General features: G+C 43.6%; 16 protein-coding genes and 1 other annotated feature. Of the genes, 13 read left to right on the top strand and 3 right to left on the bottom strand.

Annotated features, from left to right (window positions below):
* Positions 1-27: 27 nt before the first annotated feature.
* On the bottom strand, positions 28-1212 hold the full coding sequence (locus EGM68_RS09430; RefSeq protein ID WP_013370543.1) for an aminotransferase class I/II-fold pyridoxal phosphate-dependent enzyme: 1185 nt from the start codon (positions 1210-1212) through the stop codon (positions 28-30).
* 42 nt (positions 1213-1254) lie between these two features.
* Positions 1255-1492, bottom strand: a binding site (T-box leader).
* 189 nt (positions 1493-1681) lie between these two features.
* Here EGM68_RS09430 and EGM68_RS09435 point away from each other — a divergent pair.
* Positions 1682-2290, top strand: coding sequence for a DUF1349 domain-containing protein (locus EGM68_RS09435; RefSeq protein WP_129549066.1), 609 nt, complete (start codon positions 1682-1684; stop codon positions 2288-2290).
* Between the two features lie 88 nt (positions 2291-2378).
* Positions 2379-3080, top strand: coding sequence for a DUF1361 domain-containing protein (locus tag EGM68_RS09440; protein WP_129549067.1), 702 nt, complete (start codon positions 2379-2381; stop codon positions 3078-3080).
* 61 nt (positions 3081-3141) lie between these two features.
* Here the strand turns inward: EGM68_RS09440 and EGM68_RS09445 are convergent, their stop codons facing one another.
* On the bottom strand, positions 3142-4071 hold the full coding sequence (locus tag EGM68_RS09445) for an ArsR/SmtB family transcription factor (protein WP_013370546.1): 930 nt from the start codon (positions 4069-4071) through the stop codon (positions 3142-3144).
* Positions 4072-4581: 510 nt separating this feature from the next.
* Between EGM68_RS09445 and EGM68_RS09450 the strand changes: the two genes are divergently transcribed.
* The 11 genes from EGM68_RS09450 to EGM68_RS09500 all read left to right on the top strand — a co-directional run bounded on the left by EGM68_RS09450 (position 4582) and on the right by EGM68_RS09500 (position 16619).
* Positions 4582-5925, top strand: coding sequence for an ABC transporter substrate-binding protein (locus EGM68_RS09450; RefSeq protein ID WP_013370547.1), 1344 nt, complete (start codon positions 4582-4584; stop codon positions 5923-5925).
* Between the two features lie 93 nt (positions 5926-6018).
* Positions 6019-6909 carry a carbohydrate ABC transporter permease gene (locus tag EGM68_RS09455; RefSeq protein ID WP_013370548.1) on the top strand — a complete coding sequence of 297 codons (891 nt, stop codon included), beginning with the start codon at positions 6019-6021 and terminating at the stop codon, positions 6907-6909.
* Between the two features lie 27 nt (positions 6910-6936).
* Positions 6937-7779: a carbohydrate ABC transporter permease gene (locus EGM68_RS09460; RefSeq protein WP_013370549.1), complete on the top strand. Its 843-nt coding sequence runs from the start codon at positions 6937-6939 to the stop codon at positions 7777-7779.
* An 86-nt stretch (positions 7780-7865) separates the two neighbouring features.
* Positions 7866-9251, top strand: coding sequence for an arabinan endo-1,5-alpha-L-arabinosidase (locus EGM68_RS09465; RefSeq protein WP_129549068.1), 1386 nt, complete (start codon positions 7866-7868; stop codon positions 9249-9251).
* Positions 9252-9291: 40 nt separating this feature from the next.
* Complete coding sequence (locus tag EGM68_RS09470) at positions 9292-10263, top strand: glycoside hydrolase family 43 protein (protein WP_013370551.1); 972 nt, start codon at positions 9292-9294, stop codon at positions 10261-10263.
* 344 nt (positions 10264-10607) lie between these two features.
* Positions 10608-12716, top strand: coding sequence for a class I SAM-dependent methyltransferase (locus EGM68_RS09475; RefSeq protein ID WP_025676900.1), 2109 nt, complete (start codon positions 10608-10610; stop codon positions 12714-12716).
* 87 nt (positions 12717-12803) lie between these two features.
* Entirely contained in the window at positions 12804-13343 is a 540-nt protein-coding gene (locus EGM68_RS09480; RefSeq protein WP_129549069.1) for a GrpB family protein, read from the top strand.
* Positions 13344-13365: 22 nt separating this feature from the next.
* Positions 13366-14019 carry a hypothetical protein gene (locus tag EGM68_RS09485; RefSeq protein ID WP_014599644.1) on the top strand — a complete coding sequence of 218 codons (654 nt, stop codon included), beginning with the start codon at positions 13366-13368 and terminating at the stop codon, positions 14017-14019.
* A 92-nt stretch (positions 14020-14111) separates the two neighbouring features.
* Positions 14112-14537 (top strand): VOC family protein, encoded by a 426-nt coding sequence (locus tag EGM68_RS09490; RefSeq protein ID WP_013370555.1) that lies wholly within the window; start codon positions 14112-14114, stop codon positions 14535-14537.
* Positions 14538-14764: 227 nt separating this feature from the next.
* Positions 14765-15238 carry a MarR family transcriptional regulator gene (locus tag EGM68_RS09495; protein ID WP_040101624.1) on the top strand — a complete coding sequence of 158 codons (474 nt, stop codon included), beginning with the start codon at positions 14765-14767 and terminating at the stop codon, positions 15236-15238.
* A gap of 145 nt (positions 15239-15383) precedes the next feature.
* Positions 15384-16619: an MFS transporter gene (locus tag EGM68_RS09500; protein WP_129549070.1), complete on the top strand. Its 1236-nt coding sequence runs from the start codon at positions 15384-15386 to the stop codon at positions 16617-16619.
* Positions 16620-16794: 175 nt separating this feature from the next.
* Here EGM68_RS09500 and nrdF read toward each other — a convergent pair whose 3' ends face one another.
* Positions 16795-17760 carry a class 1b ribonucleoside-diphosphate reductase subunit beta gene (gene nrdF / locus EGM68_RS09505; RefSeq protein ID WP_013370558.1) on the bottom strand — a complete coding sequence of 322 codons (966 nt, stop codon included), beginning with the start codon at positions 17758-17760 and terminating at the stop codon, positions 16795-16797.
* Positions 17761-17897: the final 137 nt, after the last annotated feature.

Below are 17897 nucleotides of genomic sequence, written 5' to 3' on the forward strand. Positions count from 1 at the left end.
GTTCAGTTCATGCGATGGAAAATCGGTTTACAGGCGTTTCAGGAATACGCTGATGCGTTCCAGAGCCGTTTCCAGCTGTTCACGTGATGACGCATACGAGCAGCGGATAAAACCTTCGCCGCCTGGGCCGAATGCGGAACCCGGGACCGTTATAACTCCTTGTTCTTCCAACAGTCGTTTGGCAAACTGTTCTGAGCTTAACCCTGTGTGCATAATGGAGGGAAAAGCATAGAAGGCACCATTTGGTTCATGACATGGAAGCCCTGTCTGACAGAGGGCAGCAACGAACCATTTTCTACGTTGATTGTAGGACTCCATCATACGATCTTTTTCCTCCAGCCCGTTGCGCAGGGATTCAATAGCGGCAATTTGCCCGATAATAGGCGCGCACATGGCTGTATATTGATGGATTTTCAGCATGGCTGAAATCAACTCTTTCGGACCGCATACATAGCCGACCCTCCAGCCTGTCATGGCAAATGCTTTGGAAAAGCCGCTGATGAGCAGGGTGCGTTCTTTCATTCCTGGCAGAGAAGCGAAACTTACATGCTGCTGTCCATAGGTCAATTCAGCATAAATTTCGTCCGATATGACGATCAGATTATGCTCCTCAACCAGACGGGCAATGGGTAGCCAATCCTCATAGGTCATCACCCCGCCAGTCGGGTTGTTCGGATAACAGAGAATAAGCACTTTGGATCGTGGAGTCAGCTTGGATTTGAGCGCCTCAGCTGTCAGCTTAAACTGCTGGTCAGCAGACGTTTCAACCGTTACGGTATGTCCTCCGTTCAAAAACGTAATAGGCGAATACGAAATATAACAGGGAGCTGGTATGAGTATTTCATCGTGTGTTGTGATGAGGGCGCGTAGCGCCAAATCCAATGCTTCACTACTGCCAACAGTGACCATGATTTCATCTGCCGGGTTATAGGATGTGCTGAAGCTGCTCTCCAGATATCCGGCAATTTCCTCACGAAGCTCAGGGAGACCTGCATTGGGTGTGTATGAGGTTTTACCATTTTCCAGTGCTGTGATACAGGCCTTTCTCACATGTTGAGGAGTTACAAAATCCGGTTCACCAACACCAAGCGATACGATATCTTTTCTGCCTGCACTATATTCAAAAAACCGACGGATACCTGAAGGCGGCATTTCCCGTACAGCCGGAGTCAAAAAATCAGTTATAGATACTGCTGTCGATACATTTGTCATGTTGATTCCTCCTTATTGAAAAACAAAAAAACCCGCCCCTGTAAAAGGGACGAGTTTATACCCGTGTTACCACCCTAGTTTCATTCCATAGGAAATGACACTCTGTTCACGTATCCATCAATACGTGTTCCGGTTAACGCTGGAAAGGCGGCAGAGCTTACTCAGGTTCAGCCCGCTTCTCAGAGATGGCGTTCAGCTACCCTCGGAATGTTGGCTTTCACCTGCCCCAACTCTCTGCAAATCCGCTGTATAGCTTACTCGTTCTCGTCATTGAAATTTGTTGCCGTATCAATTTAGGTGTAATTATAAGCACAACATTTCAGAATGGCAAGTCTTTTTTTATAAATTGTAAAGACAGGGGCATCATCATTGACGACTGGAAGATAACGTATATAGTGGTATCAAGGGGAACTGTACCCCAAAATTCACTGTGTTAAGACTATATTGGCTAGAGAGGGATGGTATCCATATGAATGTATTTGAAGGCTTTAACGACAAGGTTTTGCCTCAAGGATGGGGCTGGATCAACGAACCGACTGTATGGAGCTTCAATGAATTCAAGGCTTTACAAGTATCTGCACCTTCACAGGCAGATTTTTTTAGAGATCCGTCCGGCGCCGTTATCAAATCGTCCGCTCCTTTTTTGCATACCACCCTTCAAGGAGATTTTACAATATGGACGAGGGTTCGTGTCGATATGAAGCAGCCCTATGACTCAGGATGCTTGATGGTGGTGGCTGATGATACTCATTGGGCTAAAGTGTGCTTTGAATACTTTGAGAATACCCCCTCGATCCTAAGTGTGGTTACACGGGATACATCCGATGATTGTATATCGGGGGCGATGGATGCTTCTAATCCGTATTTGCGAGTAACACGAGCTGGAAATTGCTTTGCCTTTCATTATTCATCGGATGGTCAGCATTGGAAACTGGCCAGATATTTTGGGATGAATGTTCCCAGCCAGCTAAAAGTTGGGGTTGTTGCACAATCTCCAGTAGGGGAGGGGTGTAATGTTACCTTTGACGCTTTGACAATAACAAACCATGTGTTCGAGGATATACGAAACGTGGAATAAATAAAAGCCCTCTCTATATATGAAAGCGCTATATGAAAAAGTTAAAAAGACGTAAATACGCGTTTTTAGGCAGGAGGTAGATGGAAGTTTGCTGTTAAGAAGGAAGGGTTACAAGCTGCCCGGTTTGTTGGGGGTGATGCTTGTAGCTACATTGGGCTGTTTCGGACTCATTATGTATTTACAGTCCACAAGCGAGACGAGGATATATCAATTTCTGTACTGGGACATATTCCTGGCCTGGGTTCCGGTGTTTATTTCATTGTTAATGGTGGCTTTATCCAAATTACGATATGCAAAAGTGAGAAATATTCTTTTATTTTTCGCCGCATGGGTATGGTTGTTCTTTCTGCCGAATGCTCTTTATCTAGTGACCGAGTTACTACATGCATTCCGTTTTTACGATGTGAACCCTGGTACGCGTTTTTGGTTGAATACTCAATTTTGGCTAATCTTATTTACGTCCTTTTCAGCCGCTGGAATTGGTCTTTTTCTTACATCTCTTTGTGTATTGATGATCCACCGTATGTTGAGGAAGATTTGTTCAGGGTGGCTCGCATGGGTTGTAGTCTTTGTGATGTTGTGGTTGGCCAGCATAGGTGTATATATAGGCAGATTTGCACGCTGGAATAGTTGGGATGTGTTGCTGCAACCGCTGGTGCTTTTTGCGGATCTTTGGAGCTGGGCAGTAAATGCAGGGGAGAAGCTTCATTTACTGTCTTTTAGCTGGCTGGTGTTTGGGATGGCGCTCATCTTTTATCTATTTATCTATATCTCTTTACGTGAGGATTAGGATTGAGGCCGAGGACCTGTATTCAATGAATACAGACTTCGGCCTTTTTATCTGTGACGAGTTAGGAGTTGGAGTTATCTTCTTCGTGTACATCATAAAGCACGCGCACAAGCAAATCTTGGCTGAAATTTCCGAATCTTTTACCAAAAATAGTGAGCCCTCCTTTGTTTTGCGATTGATCGGATACGGATAAACGCAGTGTAATATCGCTTTTGTAATCAAGTCCGATATCGTCTATTGTGACTTCTGATATACGACACCCGTCAATGAAGCTTCCATGTTGATTGATGCGAATTAACTTCAGCATGCCGTACTGATTCAAGTGTGGAGGCCACCAATCGGGATTGAGGACCCCCGGAACAGCTCCAAAATCGCCTGGGCTCGTCCAGTGACCGATGGCAATACCATTTACATGAAAACAAATATCAGACGGATAGTCCTCACAATAACACGGTGCTTCTGACCCCAGCTCTGCGGAAAATTGAATTTCGGTAAAGGATTGATTCGCTTTCAAGTAGTTAGGAATGCGGTATTCCAGAAAGCCTTCTGCCATCCAGATCATTTCAGAGTCCAGTCGCGCGGGATCTGCAAAATAGCGTGGGTCATCAAAATCGCCGATAATGCTGTCTTTGGTCACTAATCCACAAGTAGGAACTGCCTGGTAGTTACTATAATGACCGATGCGAATTTCTACCTCATACACATTTTTTTGTTCTCTGCTGCGCAGATCTACCATTAGCTTTTCCTTATTTAAATAACACATTTTTCGGGTCCCGTGTTTACCGCTTACGGTATTGATTTCCACAAGTCCGCATTCTTCCAGTTTGCGAATATGCATCGTAATGGTGCCGTTACTTAAATTCAGCTTGCTCGCAATATCATTCATACTTTGTCCTTGAACAGCAAGTAATTCAAGAATTTGAATGCGGATTTCCGAGCCCAATGCTTTGAAAATATCTAACCCTGACATTAAATCCTTAATATAAATCATAGCTATAGCCCATCCTTATCTATAAAAAGTGTGATGTAAGCGCTTATATTTTTACTTTGATTTATGTTAAAATAAAATCATAAAGAAGTAAACTGCTTTTCTGTAAATTTTTTTTACTAAAAGAAGAAGAGAGGAAATCGTGTTCTAAAATAAAGCGTTTTTTATAAAAAAGATCGTATTTGAGTTTTTTTAATTAGATTTTATTAATAAAATTACTTAAATACGATTTAATTTCACTTTTTAAGTTACTCTAATCTATGTTTTATAATTATTTAAAAAGATTGAAAAATGCATTGACGAACCGTAGAATGGCGTGCTATATTTTATTTGTAAACGAATTCATTATTGATAAAGGTAAATGTTAATTATACGGTACATGAGAGGGATGATAATCACAGCGGCAATCAACAACGGGTTGTGTACCGCACAGTTAAAGATTAGGCCGAGTGGTATGAAGTTAATTTAACACTTAATGTATGCGGTTTCATTTTAATTTTAGGAGGGGTCGCGTTGACAAAGAAAAAAGGTTTTGCGCTAACAATGGTTGTTCTGTTGTTAATGGTTGCTGCACTGGCGGGCTGTAGTGGAGGAAGTTCCAGTAGCGATGGAAGCAAGGAATTGACTTTCATGTTCCGTGGAGGAACGGATGAGCAGAAGGCTTATAAGGATGTTATCAAAAAATTTGAAGAAGAACATCCTGGTGTGAAGGTTAAAATGGTTGTGACGGCAGCAGATCAATATGCTACAAAGCTTAGAGCTGCAATTACAGGTAATAATCTTCCAGATATCTTTTATTTTGCCCCTGGGGATTTGAAAGCTTATGTTAACAGTGGGGTGTTGAAGGATCTGACACCTTATATTGATAAGAGCAAGGATATAAATCTGGATAACATCTGGAAATACGGTGTAGATTTGTATCGCTATGACGGTAAAATGGCCGGTCAGGGAAATATTTACGGTATGCCGAAGGACTTGGGTCCATTCGCTTTGGGTTATAACAAAACCATGTTTGAAAAAGCAGGTGTTCCATTGCCTGACAAAGACAAACCATATACATGGGATGAGTTCATTAAGGTTAACCAAGAGCTGACCAAAGATACCAACGGTGACGGCAAGCCAGATCAATACGGAACAGGCTTTAACGTTCAGTGGGCATTGCAAGCTTTTGTATGGAGTAATGGTGCTGATTGGCTGGATGAGAGCAAAACCAAAGTAACAATTGATGATCCGAAATTTGCGGAAGCGCTTCAGTTCTTTGCTGATATGCAAAACAAATATAAAATTACACCTGGTATTGAACAATCACAAACATTGGACACATATCAACGCTGGATGAAGGGCGAAATGGCTTTCTTCCCAGTAGGTCCTTGGGATATGAGTACATTTGAAAAACTGCCATTCGAATATGATTTGTTGCCTTTCCCAACTGGATCGACTGGCAAACCGGCAACATGGATTGGTTCTCTGGGTATCGGTGTTTCCTCTAAAACAAAATACCCGGATGAAGCTGTAGAACTGGTTAACTATCTGACTACTTCCAAAGAAGGTATGAAGCAGCTCGTAGATGCCAAGGTACAAATTCCGAACCTGCTGGATATGGCTGATGAATGGGCCAAAGACACAAAAACAAAGCCTAACAACAAACAGGAATTTATTGATATCGTAAATGACTATGGACGCTCATTACCAGGTAACTATACGTATAACGCAGAATGGTACGATATTTTCTTCACAGATATTCAACCTGTGCTGGATGGCAAAATTACGGCAGCAGATTATGTGAAACAAGAACAACCGAAGATGCAGAAACTGCTGGATAAAGCGGTGGAGCAAGAGAAAAAATCACAGAAATAATGCGCAAATAGAGGAAAAAAGGATGATGTTAGTGGCTGAATATCATGCTGCTAACATCATCTTCATTCCAAATCAGAAACAGAGGTGAGCCCTGTGATAACCAAATCTAATCTCTACCGCAAAGAGAAGATATATGGATACTTATTTATTCTTCCGCCTATTCTCGGTCTGCTAATCTTTACGTTGTTCCCGTTTGTCTATTCGTTATACGGCTCTTTTACAGACTGGGACGGATTAGGACAAATGAACTTTATTGGGTTCGACAATTTTAAGGATTTATTTAGCGATGAACTCTTTTACAAATCGATGTACAATACTCTTTTCTTAATGTTGGGTATTCCAATCGGTCTTGTACTAGCTTTACTGCTGGCACTGGGGTTGAATCGCAAGATTCCAGGTACGACGACATTTCGTGTGATTTATTATATTCCGGTCATTTCTTCGTTGGCTGCTGTTTCTATTATGTGGAACTGGGCTTACAACGGAGATTATGGTTTGGTGAACCAATTCCTTGAACTGTTCGGTATTAAAGGACCTAACTGGCTGATGGATAAGGATACAGTCAAACCGGCCTTGATTCTCATGACTGTATGGAAAGGTCTCGGATATACAATGTTGCTGTATCTGGCTGCACTGCAAAGTGTATCTCGCTCTTATTATGAAGCAGCAGAGCTGGACGGAGCTAGCGGATTCCAAATGTTCCGCAATATTACATGGCCAATGGTGAAACCAGTAACCTTCTTCCTGGTCGTTACCAACATTATTGGTGGTTCGCAAATCTTTACTGAAATGAACATTATGACACCTACAGGGGGTCCGGAATATTCATCCGCCTCAATTGTCTTCTATATTTGGGATAAGGCATTTAAAAACCTGCAAATGGGATATGCCTCCGCGATGGCTATGATTCTCGGCATCTTCATTTTTATCGTAACTTTGATTCAATTTAAAATGAATGAAAAATCATCCTTTGATGGGGATTGATTTTCGCGGAAAGGAGTGAGGCTGATTATGTCCCATAGTCAAAAAACGAAAGTTACCAATATCATTATCTTTATTGTACTGGCGATTGGAGCGATTGCAATGATCGCGCCGTTGCTTTGGATGTTGTCCACTTCGGTAAAAGAAAAGCAGGATGTCTTTGCACTTCCACCAGTATGGATACCAGAGGTATTTCAGTTCGGTAAGTACAAGGAAATTTGGGAAGCAGGTCCTCTGTTAAGCGGGATCAAGAACAGCGTGATTGTGGCTGTAAGTGTCACGGTTGTGGGTACCTTCACATCTAGTGTGGCCGCTTTTGCATTCGCAAAGCTGAGATTCCCTCATAAAAATAAACTGTTTTTGGCACTCATCGCATCCATGATGATTCCTTACCCAACAGTTATGATTCCACAGTTTATGATGTTCTCCAAACTTGGCTGGATAGATACGCTGTTGCCTCTGATCGTTCCCGGCTTGTTCGGTAATGTAGTTATGATCTTTTTTCTGCGGCAGTATTTGCTCAGTGTACCAGATGCTATTATCGAAGCTGCTAAAATTGACGGAAGCTCTTATTTCCGACTTTATTCGTCGATTACGTTCCCACTCATTAAGCCGGCAGTTGCTGCACAGCTGATCTTATGGTTTATGGGGATTTGGAACGATTACTTGGCACCGATTATTTACTTGAACTCACCAGAAACGCAGACATTGCAGCTGGTTATCGCGAATTTTAATGCGACTTACGCCATTCAGACAGACTATCCGCTTATTATGGCAGCTTCCATTATAGCCTTGTTACCTGTGTTGATTATATTCCTAATCTTCCAGAAACAAATTATTGAGTCGGTTGCCATTTCAGGTGTCAAGGGTTAATTGACACTCGCACTTGGACGATTTGGATGAATGATGGAACGCAGTCACCATATGTATTGAGCAAAGGAAGGAGGAGAATAACAGTTATGGTTATGCTGCTAATGCTGGGCCTATCCGGCTGTGGGGATAACACTCCGGACCCTGTATATCCGCAGGCTCCGCCTCCTGATCACTTGTATGATCAAAGCACGATAGACGATGAACAGCGCTGGACTATTAACAATGCTCATGACCCAGCAATTATCAAAACAGATCAGGGATATTATGTCTATTCGACGGATGTAAAGACAGGTGGAGAACTGAGGCCGGGTGTCATGGTGCGCAAATCGACCGACCTGATTCACTGGAACTGGGTTCAATATGCTTTACCCGGCATTCCAAAGGAAGCGGGGGTATGGTCATCAGCAACGAATCTGTGGGCCCCGGACGTCATAAAGATGGGCGATACCTATCGAATGTATTATTCTGCCTCTACATTTGGCAGCACACGATCAGCCATTGGGTTACAGACATCCCATTCCCCAGAAGGTCCTTGGAAGGATGAGGGACTGGTTGTTAAAACGGATGAGCATGACAAGCTGAATGCAATTGATGCTAATCCGGTATTGGATGCTGATGGAAATCCATGGATGGTGTACGGATCTTTTTTCGGCGGGATTTATATTACACCGCTTGATCCGCAGACTGGAAAGCTCAAAGAATCTGGTTATGGTAAAAATATCGCTGCCAGAGATCGGGCAACCGAGGACGGGGCTGTGGAAGGTCCGTACATTGTGTACAATCCTGTGTTCCGTAAATACTACTTGTTCGTCTCGTATGATTCTTTGTTCGAGGACTACAATGTTCGCGTAGCCCGCTCGGATTCCATCACAGGCCCGTACGTAGATATGAATGGACATGATATGGCAGATACCAGTTATTTGCCTCAATATGAGATTGGGACCAAGGTACTGGGCGGTTATCGTTTCAGTGAAGGAGAAGGCTGGGTTGCGCCAGGTCATAATTCCGTGCTGAAGGACGGAGACGATTACTATATTGTTCATCATGCGCGGGGAGAAACGGATAAGAGCTGGCCTTACTTGCATGTGCGTAAAATATTGTGGACGGCTGATGGCTGGCCTGTCGTATCGCCGGAGCGGTATGCGGGCGAAAAGGAGCAGGATATACCCAAAAGATTATTATCCGGCAACTGGGAGCGCATCGTGATCAGGCAAGAAGTAGACGGTCAGGTGGAAGCTGAACCGCTTCGTCTGGAAGATGGAGGGCGGGCAACCAGTGGTTCTCTGGAAGGTCACTGGAGTTTTGATGGCAGACGTACTCTAACAATGAATTGGAGCAATGCGTCCGAAGGGTCAAAGGAGGAAGTGCTATTGCTTCCTTCATGGGACTGGGAGCTTGGTCGCCATACTCTAATTTTTACGGGTATGAATGAAAAAGGAATTTCCATCTGGGGAAAACGTATCAGCGATTAATCCTATGAACTACATATTACACATAGAGGAGAGAAAAACCATGAATCAAACTGTATCCTTTAATAATCCGGTCATTGAGCAACGTGCAGACCCTTGGATTTACAAGCATAGTGATGGGTACTATTATTTTACCGGATCTGTGCCAGAGTATGACCGCATTGAGGTTCGGCGGGCACGTACTATTCAAGGCTTGAATACAGCAGAGCCAGTGGCAGTGTGGCATAAATATGAAACAGGTCCGTTAAGCGCGAACATTTGGGCACCGGAAATTCATTATATTAACGACAAATGGTACATTTATTTTGCAGCAGCTCGTACCACAGAAACGAAGGAAGGTCTGTTCGACCATCGGATGTTCGTGCTGGAAAATGATTCAGCTAATCCTCTGGAAGGCGAATGGGTGGAAAAGGGACAGATCAAAACTCGCTGGGAGACGTTTGCTCTCGATGCGACAACCTTCCAGCACAATGGCGTTCTATATTATGTATGGGCTCAGAAAGACCCGGACATCGTAGGCAACTCCAATCTGTATATTTCAGAAATGAGCAATCCGTGGACGCTGCGCGGTGAGCAGGTTATGATCTCTACACCAGAATATGACTGGGAAGTCATCGGTTTTAAGGTGAATGAAGGTGCAGCGGTTCTGAAACGGAACGGCCGAATTTTTATCAGCTATTCAGCTAGTGCTACGGACCACAATTATTGCATGGGCCTGCTAACGGCAGACGAGAATGCAAACTTACTTGACCCGAAATCGTGGGCAAAGTCTCCTGCGCCGGTATTCTGCACGAATGAGGAGACAGGTCAATTCGGACCTGGTCACAACAGTTTTACTGTTGCTGAGGATGGTAGTGACGTTATCGTATATCACGCCCGCAATTACAAGGAAATTACAGGTGACCCGCTGTATGATCCGAATCGTCATACACGTGTTCAGCCGTTGAACTGGAATGAGGATGGAACACCTAATTTTGGTATTCCAGTGCCAGATGGCGTTTCCGTTAATAACTAAGCAGAATATATGCTAGACGATTGACGTGTCACACAGCGACGCTATAACTTTATAAAACATCGCAGGAAAATGATTTTGCTGCGTCTAACAATAGCAATGAGATATCTTCGGCCTTAGGCTGGAAGGTATCTTTTTGCTTTTGGGAGGGAGAGACGTCTCGGAAACTATGGGAACTTTAAATCAGGTTATGTGAAGCCTAGAACATGTCAAGCGATTAATTGATACAAATGTTTAATATTTTCCACGAGATGGAAGCTACAAATGTATGGTAAAGTGTAGGGTATACAAGATATTTTCCAAAGTCTCCTGTGCATACCGAATCCGAATCACACGAGGTGAGAAAAATGTTACAATCGTTAAAAGCCATTGCTAATTACAGGAAAGAAAGTGATCTGGCCTGGGATACACCGACTTGGCTAAAGCTGCTTGTTTCGGCTGAGGAGCGTATTGTAAATTTGGAGCGCATTCGATCCATAGGTGAGTTAAAGGATGCCAATCCTGTGCTGGACTACGTGGAGCGCACGTTGCTTATTTTGGACGGACTTCCATTGTCATTCTGGGTTAAAGAGCTACTAGAGGATGTATTGGTATGGTCTGAGACAGCCAAAGGAGGCACAGTCCGCGAACGGCTACGCTGGCAGCATGAGGGCATTAATTTATTTGTACATAATATTGGCTCCTCCCAACTGTATGTCAGACAGGCTCAAGCAGAGTCCCCTGCCTACCCGCGCAACAGCATGACCCGAATTTTGATTGAGACGCATGGATTGATCGGACAGTATATACGGGGAGAAATACCCTTTGCAGAAAATCGACTGCTGCTCGAAATCACTCGTAAGGGCTGGCTGAGCTCGGAGGAATTGGAGCTTGTATTACGAGCACTAAACGAATGCATTATCGCCGGTGTAGATCCTGCATTATGGGAACAAGTACGCGGTGAAGTGGAGCAGCTAATCGGCTGGATTGCCTGGGATAACGCACCTGTAGTCTGGAGTGTAAAGGAGCGACTGGAGAGATTGCGGTCGGTTTCGATTCATGAAGGTGAGCCGTTTGAGCAGGCTTACGCCGAGCTGGAGCGGGAGCTGAATGTAGAGAAGGCGCTGGCTCCGCTGGAGAATCGTACACTTTGGTATGTAGAATCAGCTTTGCAGGATTTTTCACTTCAAGAACTGGTTAAGGTATTTTTACTCACGTTGAGGGATGGCACAGGGCAGGAACAGCCTGCAACGGTACGGCATATCAGTTTTGAATCACTTATGAATACGATGTATTATGACTATCGTGGTGTTAAGAAAATTAACGTATACAAAAAACGAATGATAGAAAAATATTTAAGCGCACTGTCTTGGCAGGATATCACAAAAGGAAAACGGAAGCATAATCCTCATTTGAGTGTAATCGTGGAGCATAAGGAGGAGCTGCCAAGTACCGTGTTTTTTAATTTTGTATTTTCATCAGCTGCTGAAAAATTGATCGACTTTTGTATTGAGGCAGAAAAGACGCCTCTGTATGACAAAGCAGTCCTGCTGCTGTTTGATCTGTTCGGATTACGGCGTGATGCTTATGATCGCTTTCACAATGAGGAGACGTACCTTACAGATATGAACCAGACCGCAGATTTCAAAAGGGTCATTCTGGATTACGTGACTGGAACCCGTATACTGGATATCGGACCCGGCGGGGGCGTACTGCTGGACCTGATCGAGCAGGAAAGACCGGACTCGAAGCCGTTGGGTCTTGATATTTCTGTGAATGTGATTGAGGCTCTTAAACGTAAAAAGCAATTGGAGCACCGTCGTTGGGATGTCATCAAAGGTGATGCGCTTCGACTGGAAGAATTTGTGGAAACGGAGAGCATGGACACGGTTATTTTCTCTTCGATTCTTCACGAGCTGTATTCCTACATCGAACGAGATGGAAAAAGGTTCAACTCACAAACAGTGGAAGCTGCTTTGCAAAGCGCTTATCGTGTACTTGCACCCGGCGGACGCATTATCATTCGTGACGGTATTATGACCGAACCAGTAGAGCAGCGCAGACGTATTCGATTTTTGGAGCCGGACGGAATGGAATGGCTGATGCGGTATGCGCAGGATTTTGCGGGTCGCCCCATTGAAATAGAGCGTATAGGTGAGCATGAGGCTGTTTTGCCGGTAAATGATGCAATGGAATTTCTATATACCTATACATGGGGAGCGGAAGCCTATGTGCATGAAGTGCAGGAGCAGTTTGGTTATTTTACTCCGTCACAGTATGAAGAATGTATTCGTAACACACTTGGTTCACAAGCGATTATCCGGGTGAGTCGCCACTATTTGCAGGAGGGTTATGCCGAAGCGCTGTCCAGTCGTGTTGAGTTCATGGATGAGCAGGGACAGCCGGTTCCTTTGCCAGACAGTACCTGTCTGATCGTGATTGAGAAGCCAAATCCTAGGGATGAAGCAACTGAATGATTTTTAATTTGAACAAGAGAATGCCTTCTGAGGTGTGCCAAACGCACTGGGAAGGCATTTTTTTGAAAAACGAATGGAGGTGCGTTCATGTCCAAGCAGGTAGTGATATCCGAATATAATCCGCAGTGGGTAGCAGAGTATAAACGAGAACGAGCAAAAATGATAGAGGCCCTCGGAGACGTATGTGTCGGCGTAGAGCATATTGGCAGTACATCCGTTCCTGGTCTGGGAGCCAAGGCTATTATCGACATTATGGTTGGAGTAGAAGATTTGGCGATTATTCAATCCGAACAGCGAGAGCGTTTACTAGGTATTGAATATGAATATGTACATAAGCCTGATTTTCCAGAGCGAGCTTTCTTTCGCCGTGGAGAATGGGGAGCTGGGACCCATCATTTGCATATTTACAAGTATAAAGGAGAACATTGGGAAAACCATTTATTGTTCAGAGATTACTTGAAAGCGCATCCTGAGAGCCTGCGAGGGTATGAGACTTTAAAAAAAGATTTGGCGCATCAATTCAAACATGACCGCGCAGCGTATACCGAAGCTAAGGGACCTTTCATTCGGCAGATCGTTGAGCAAGCGAAGCTTGAAAGACAAAAGCAGAGACAAATGGAATTTTAGTACGCATGAACAAGGTGGAGGTATGATGAAAAATATGATGCTTGATGCACAGGTAACGCCGAATGGTTTAAAAGAGAGAATGATGCTGCTATCAGCGCTGGATATTATATTGTCTTCAGAAGATTGGTTACGCACGTATCGTATGCAGTCTGAATGGTCTGGTGATGTGTGCCTGGGTGAGGTGAACAATGGCGCTGGAGATACGATTCATATGCTATGGACACGTGGAGGTGTGTTGTTGAAGGGTTTTGACCACGAATCCCCTGTAAGTCCTCATGCAAGAGACGAATATGAGGTCTGGCCGGGCATGTACGACGGTGTGCCTGATGATATGATGGAGCTTTTGGAAGATGAAGCGCTAGAGAAAGAGGACGTTACCTTTTGTATGTGGAGGGAAGCGGGAGATAAGGAGTGGCGTATGGGCAACGCGAACTTTCCTGAGGGATATGACGATGGCTCATCCTTTTTGCTGGGGAAAATTATAGTTACACCGGAGGAATATCAGGATTGGGCTGAGAGTTACTATGAGCTGCCGATTTCTCTAGGGGTGGTAAGCCAGATTTTCAACGGCGTTCCGATCACTGCCCAGATGATCTCTGCGCTTCATCCACAGCGTAACGTTACGGAAGTGGTAAAGGAGCTAAAACAGCTTGGCATTCAGGTGCATGAAAGCTAAGAATGCAGATTTGTTTTTCTTGACAAGTTTTGTATATAATACAGGAGAAATGGCTGGGTTAATCACCTCGAATTAAAGGAGCTGTGTTGAAGATGTCCAAACGTTTGATTCCTTACATCACGCTGGATGGAAATGCACGAGAAGCAATCGAATTTTATGAAGAGGCATTGGATGCCCAACTGCTTTTTATTCAAACCTTTGGGGAAATGCCGGAAAATCCCGATTTTCCCATTCCCGCAGAGGTCAAGGAACGTGTGGGACATGCTACCCTTAAAGTAGGTGAGACAGAGCTCATGTTTTCTGATACCTTTCCCGGCTCACCGTTTAGCAGCGGGAATCAAGTGAGTATCTGTATTACAACCGATAGTGTGGAGCAAGCTAAAAAAATGTTTGATGCTTTACAGCAAGGAGGACAGGTGGGAATGCCTTTGCAGGAAACCCATTTTAGTCCAGCTTATGGGAATGTAACAGACAAGTTTGGTGTCACCTTTCAAATGTTCACAGAAGCTCGATCGTAGTAAATAGAAAACGGCCCGATCCGCTACTATAGCGATCTGGCCGTTTTTTTGCGTGCATGTCCTTCGTCTGAAAAATAAATATACATACATAAAGGTATGGGGAGTGTTTGGATCTCTTTTTTTATGTATCGCTCAATTCCTAAAATAATCATTTTGTTATTGTTGAAATGGAAATAAAAATATATTATATTAAATTGTTAATGCACCAACGGGTGGGGGGATAGTCCATGAACAAAGAAGAACAGGTCATAATGGGTTTCAGGGACTTGTATAACAAGATGGTTTGGCTTAATAAGGATAAGATGGAGGACAGTCTTAAGGGTCATAAGCCTTCTGAAGTACATTGCATGGAATACATTGAAAAAAATGTACATTCTAACGTGACAACACTTGCAGAGTCCCTTTATATGACTAGCGGTGCCATAAGTAAAATAACTAAAAAGCTCATAAAAAAAGGCCTTATCGAAAGCTACCAGAAGCCGGATAACAAAAAAGAAATCTATTTTAGGCTTACTGAGCAAGGGAAAGTAATCTATAAAATCCATGAGGAACTGCACAAAGAGTTTCAAGAGCGGGATAAAGCCGTATTTGAGCAGGTAACTGATGAGCAATTTGACAGTATGCTTAGCTTCATAGATAAGTATAGCAGGCATTTGGATGCAGAAATAAAGAAAAAGGGTAACGATATTAAGTCGAAATAAAATTTGAATAATGAAAATCAAACCATAGGCAGCCGGGCTCTATTGAGAACGGACTGCTTTTTTTTATTTCCTGGGAAGGAAAAGTATGATACGATAATTTTGTTTCCTGGGAAGAAAAATCGCGACTTTTGAGGGGAGAATTGGAGTGTTCAAATTTAGATCACATAATGAACAGACCACAGAACAAACCGTAGATAAACACGCTTTAATATTCGGCCTTATCTCTGTGTTTCTTTGCGGAATAGGCTTCAGTATCATAACACCTGTCGTCCCATTCTTAGTGCAGCCTTATACAAGCAGTCCAGAAGAACAAGCCATAGTTGTTACGCTACTGACCTCTGTTTATGCATTTTGCGTGTTTTTTGCGGCTCCCGTACTTGGAGCTTTGAGCGACAAATATGGTCGTCGTCCATTGCTCTTAATATGCCTTTTGGGTTCCGTAATCGGGTACTTAGTTTTTGGTATAGGAGGAGCTGTATGGGTACTATTTGCTGGACGCATCATGGAAGGTATAACAGGTGGGAGCATAAGCACGATCTTCGCATATTTTGCAGACATTATTCCTCCAGAACAGAGAACTAAATACTTTGGATGGGTGAGTGCGGTTGTAGGTGTCGGCACGGTCATTGGCCCAACCCTAGGAGGATTACTTGCCAAGTTTGGTTATTCTGTACCCATGTATTTTGGAGCAATAATCACTTTATTGAATGTTGTTTATGGATTCTTTATTATGCCGGAGAGCCTTGACAAGAAACATAGACTGAAAGAGATCACCTTTGTAAAACTGAATCCATATACACAGCTTGCAAACGTACTTTCCATGAAAAACTTGAAAAGGCTACTTGTCTCAGCATTCTTACTCTGGATACCCAACGGATCTTTACAGGCAGTTTTTTCACAATTTACAATGGATACCTTCGGTTGGAAGCCTGCATTAATCGGACTTATGTTTTCGATTATGGGATTCCAAGATATCATTTCACAAGGTTTCATCATGCCAAAGCTCTTGATAAAACTTAGTGATAAACAGATAGCAATTCTGGGAATGGTCTCGGAGATTATAGGCTATGGTCTTATTGCGCTATCTGCTTTGTTCTCATTCTATCCACTTATTATCGCTGGAATGTTTATATTTGGTTTTGGCGATTCGATCTTTGGACCTTCATTTAATGGGATGCTCTCCAAGTCTGTCAATTCTAGTGAACAAGGAAGGATTCAAGGAGGTAGTCAATCTATTCAGGCTTTAGCAAGAATGATTGGACCTATCATTGGAGGTCCAATCTATGTATCATTTGGTCATGCCGCACCCGCTTTTATGGGTATGATTCTTATAGCGGTGGCCATACCAGTTTTATATAAGAGAACGCATGCGAATATGTAAACTACCGCTCGAAGCTTTCCGTAACCACCTGCATAGCAGGTAGTTTTAAGAAAATAATAGGGTTTCAGAACTTAGGAATAAGTTCTGAAACCCTATTTGTTTACAGTCTGAGCCATCCGCATGTGGATGGCTCTTTATAGTATCGCCTTGCTAAATTCATTTTACGTATGTGTACTTATACGCCAAAGTTAAAATCATCATCTGTTAGCGGCTCTACATTCATCGCCCGCACATAGCCGTTTCCTTTTTTAGAAAAGAAATCATGCTGCTTGGTGTGGGTGCTGATGCCGTTGAATACAATGGGATTGACTTCTTCTTCTTCAAAAAGTGGATCAAAGCCCAGGTTCATCATGGCCTTGTTGGCGTTGTAGCGCAAGAAGACTTTAACATCGTCTACAAGTCCAATAGGGGCATAAATTTGCTCGGTATACTGTTCTTCGTTATTGTGCAAGTAGCGCAGCAAGCCTACCAGCGTCTGGTAGAGATCGCGTTGTTCTTCCTCGTCCAGTTCCGCATAAATCTCCTGTGCCAGTACACCTACGTAGACACCGTGTATACTTTCGTCCCGCAGGATCAGATCGATAATTTCCCCGCTGCATGTCAGCTTGCCCTGACCCGCCAGATAGAGAGGATAGAAGAAGCCGCTATAAAACAAATAGCTTTCTAACAGCACCGATGCAGCCATCGCGAGATACAGGTCTTTCGGTGTATGAATGTTCATATAATACTGACGAATGGTTTCTGCTTTCGTTTGGAGATGCGGATTTTCTTCCACCCAGCGGAATACACCGTCAATTTCTTCCGTGGAAGCCAGGGTTGTAAAGATGCTACTGTACGACTTGGCATGAATTTGCTCCATCATCGCCATAAAGCTTAATACCGCTTTGCGTTGCAGTCCGTCCACATGCTCCATAATTTGCGGCATACCCACGCCGCCTTGAATGGTGTCCAGCAGGGTCAAGCCGCCCAGCACCTTCATGTAGGCTTCTTTTTCGATATCACTAAGGGTTACCCAGGACATTTTATCGTCAGACAGAGGAATTTCATCATCCGTCCAAAATTGCATAATGTTCTGGTTCCAGAACATCAATGTGAAATCATCGTCCGAGCGGTTCCAGTTTACAGCTTGTATACCTGTCATTGTTAGCATTCTCCCTTCAGCTTGCGAGATTCCCTGGAAACACACATTGAGAGGTTACCGGAGAGTCATCGTATGCTTGACATACGGAAGCTGTATCCGCGAGGGCCTTGTTCAATCCTGTAAAGGTCTGAACCACG

This window comes from Paenibacillus sp. M-152, from assembly GCF_003856555.1.
Lineage (GTDB): Bacteria > Bacillota > Bacilli > Paenibacillales > Paenibacillaceae > Paenibacillus > Paenibacillus polymyxa_C.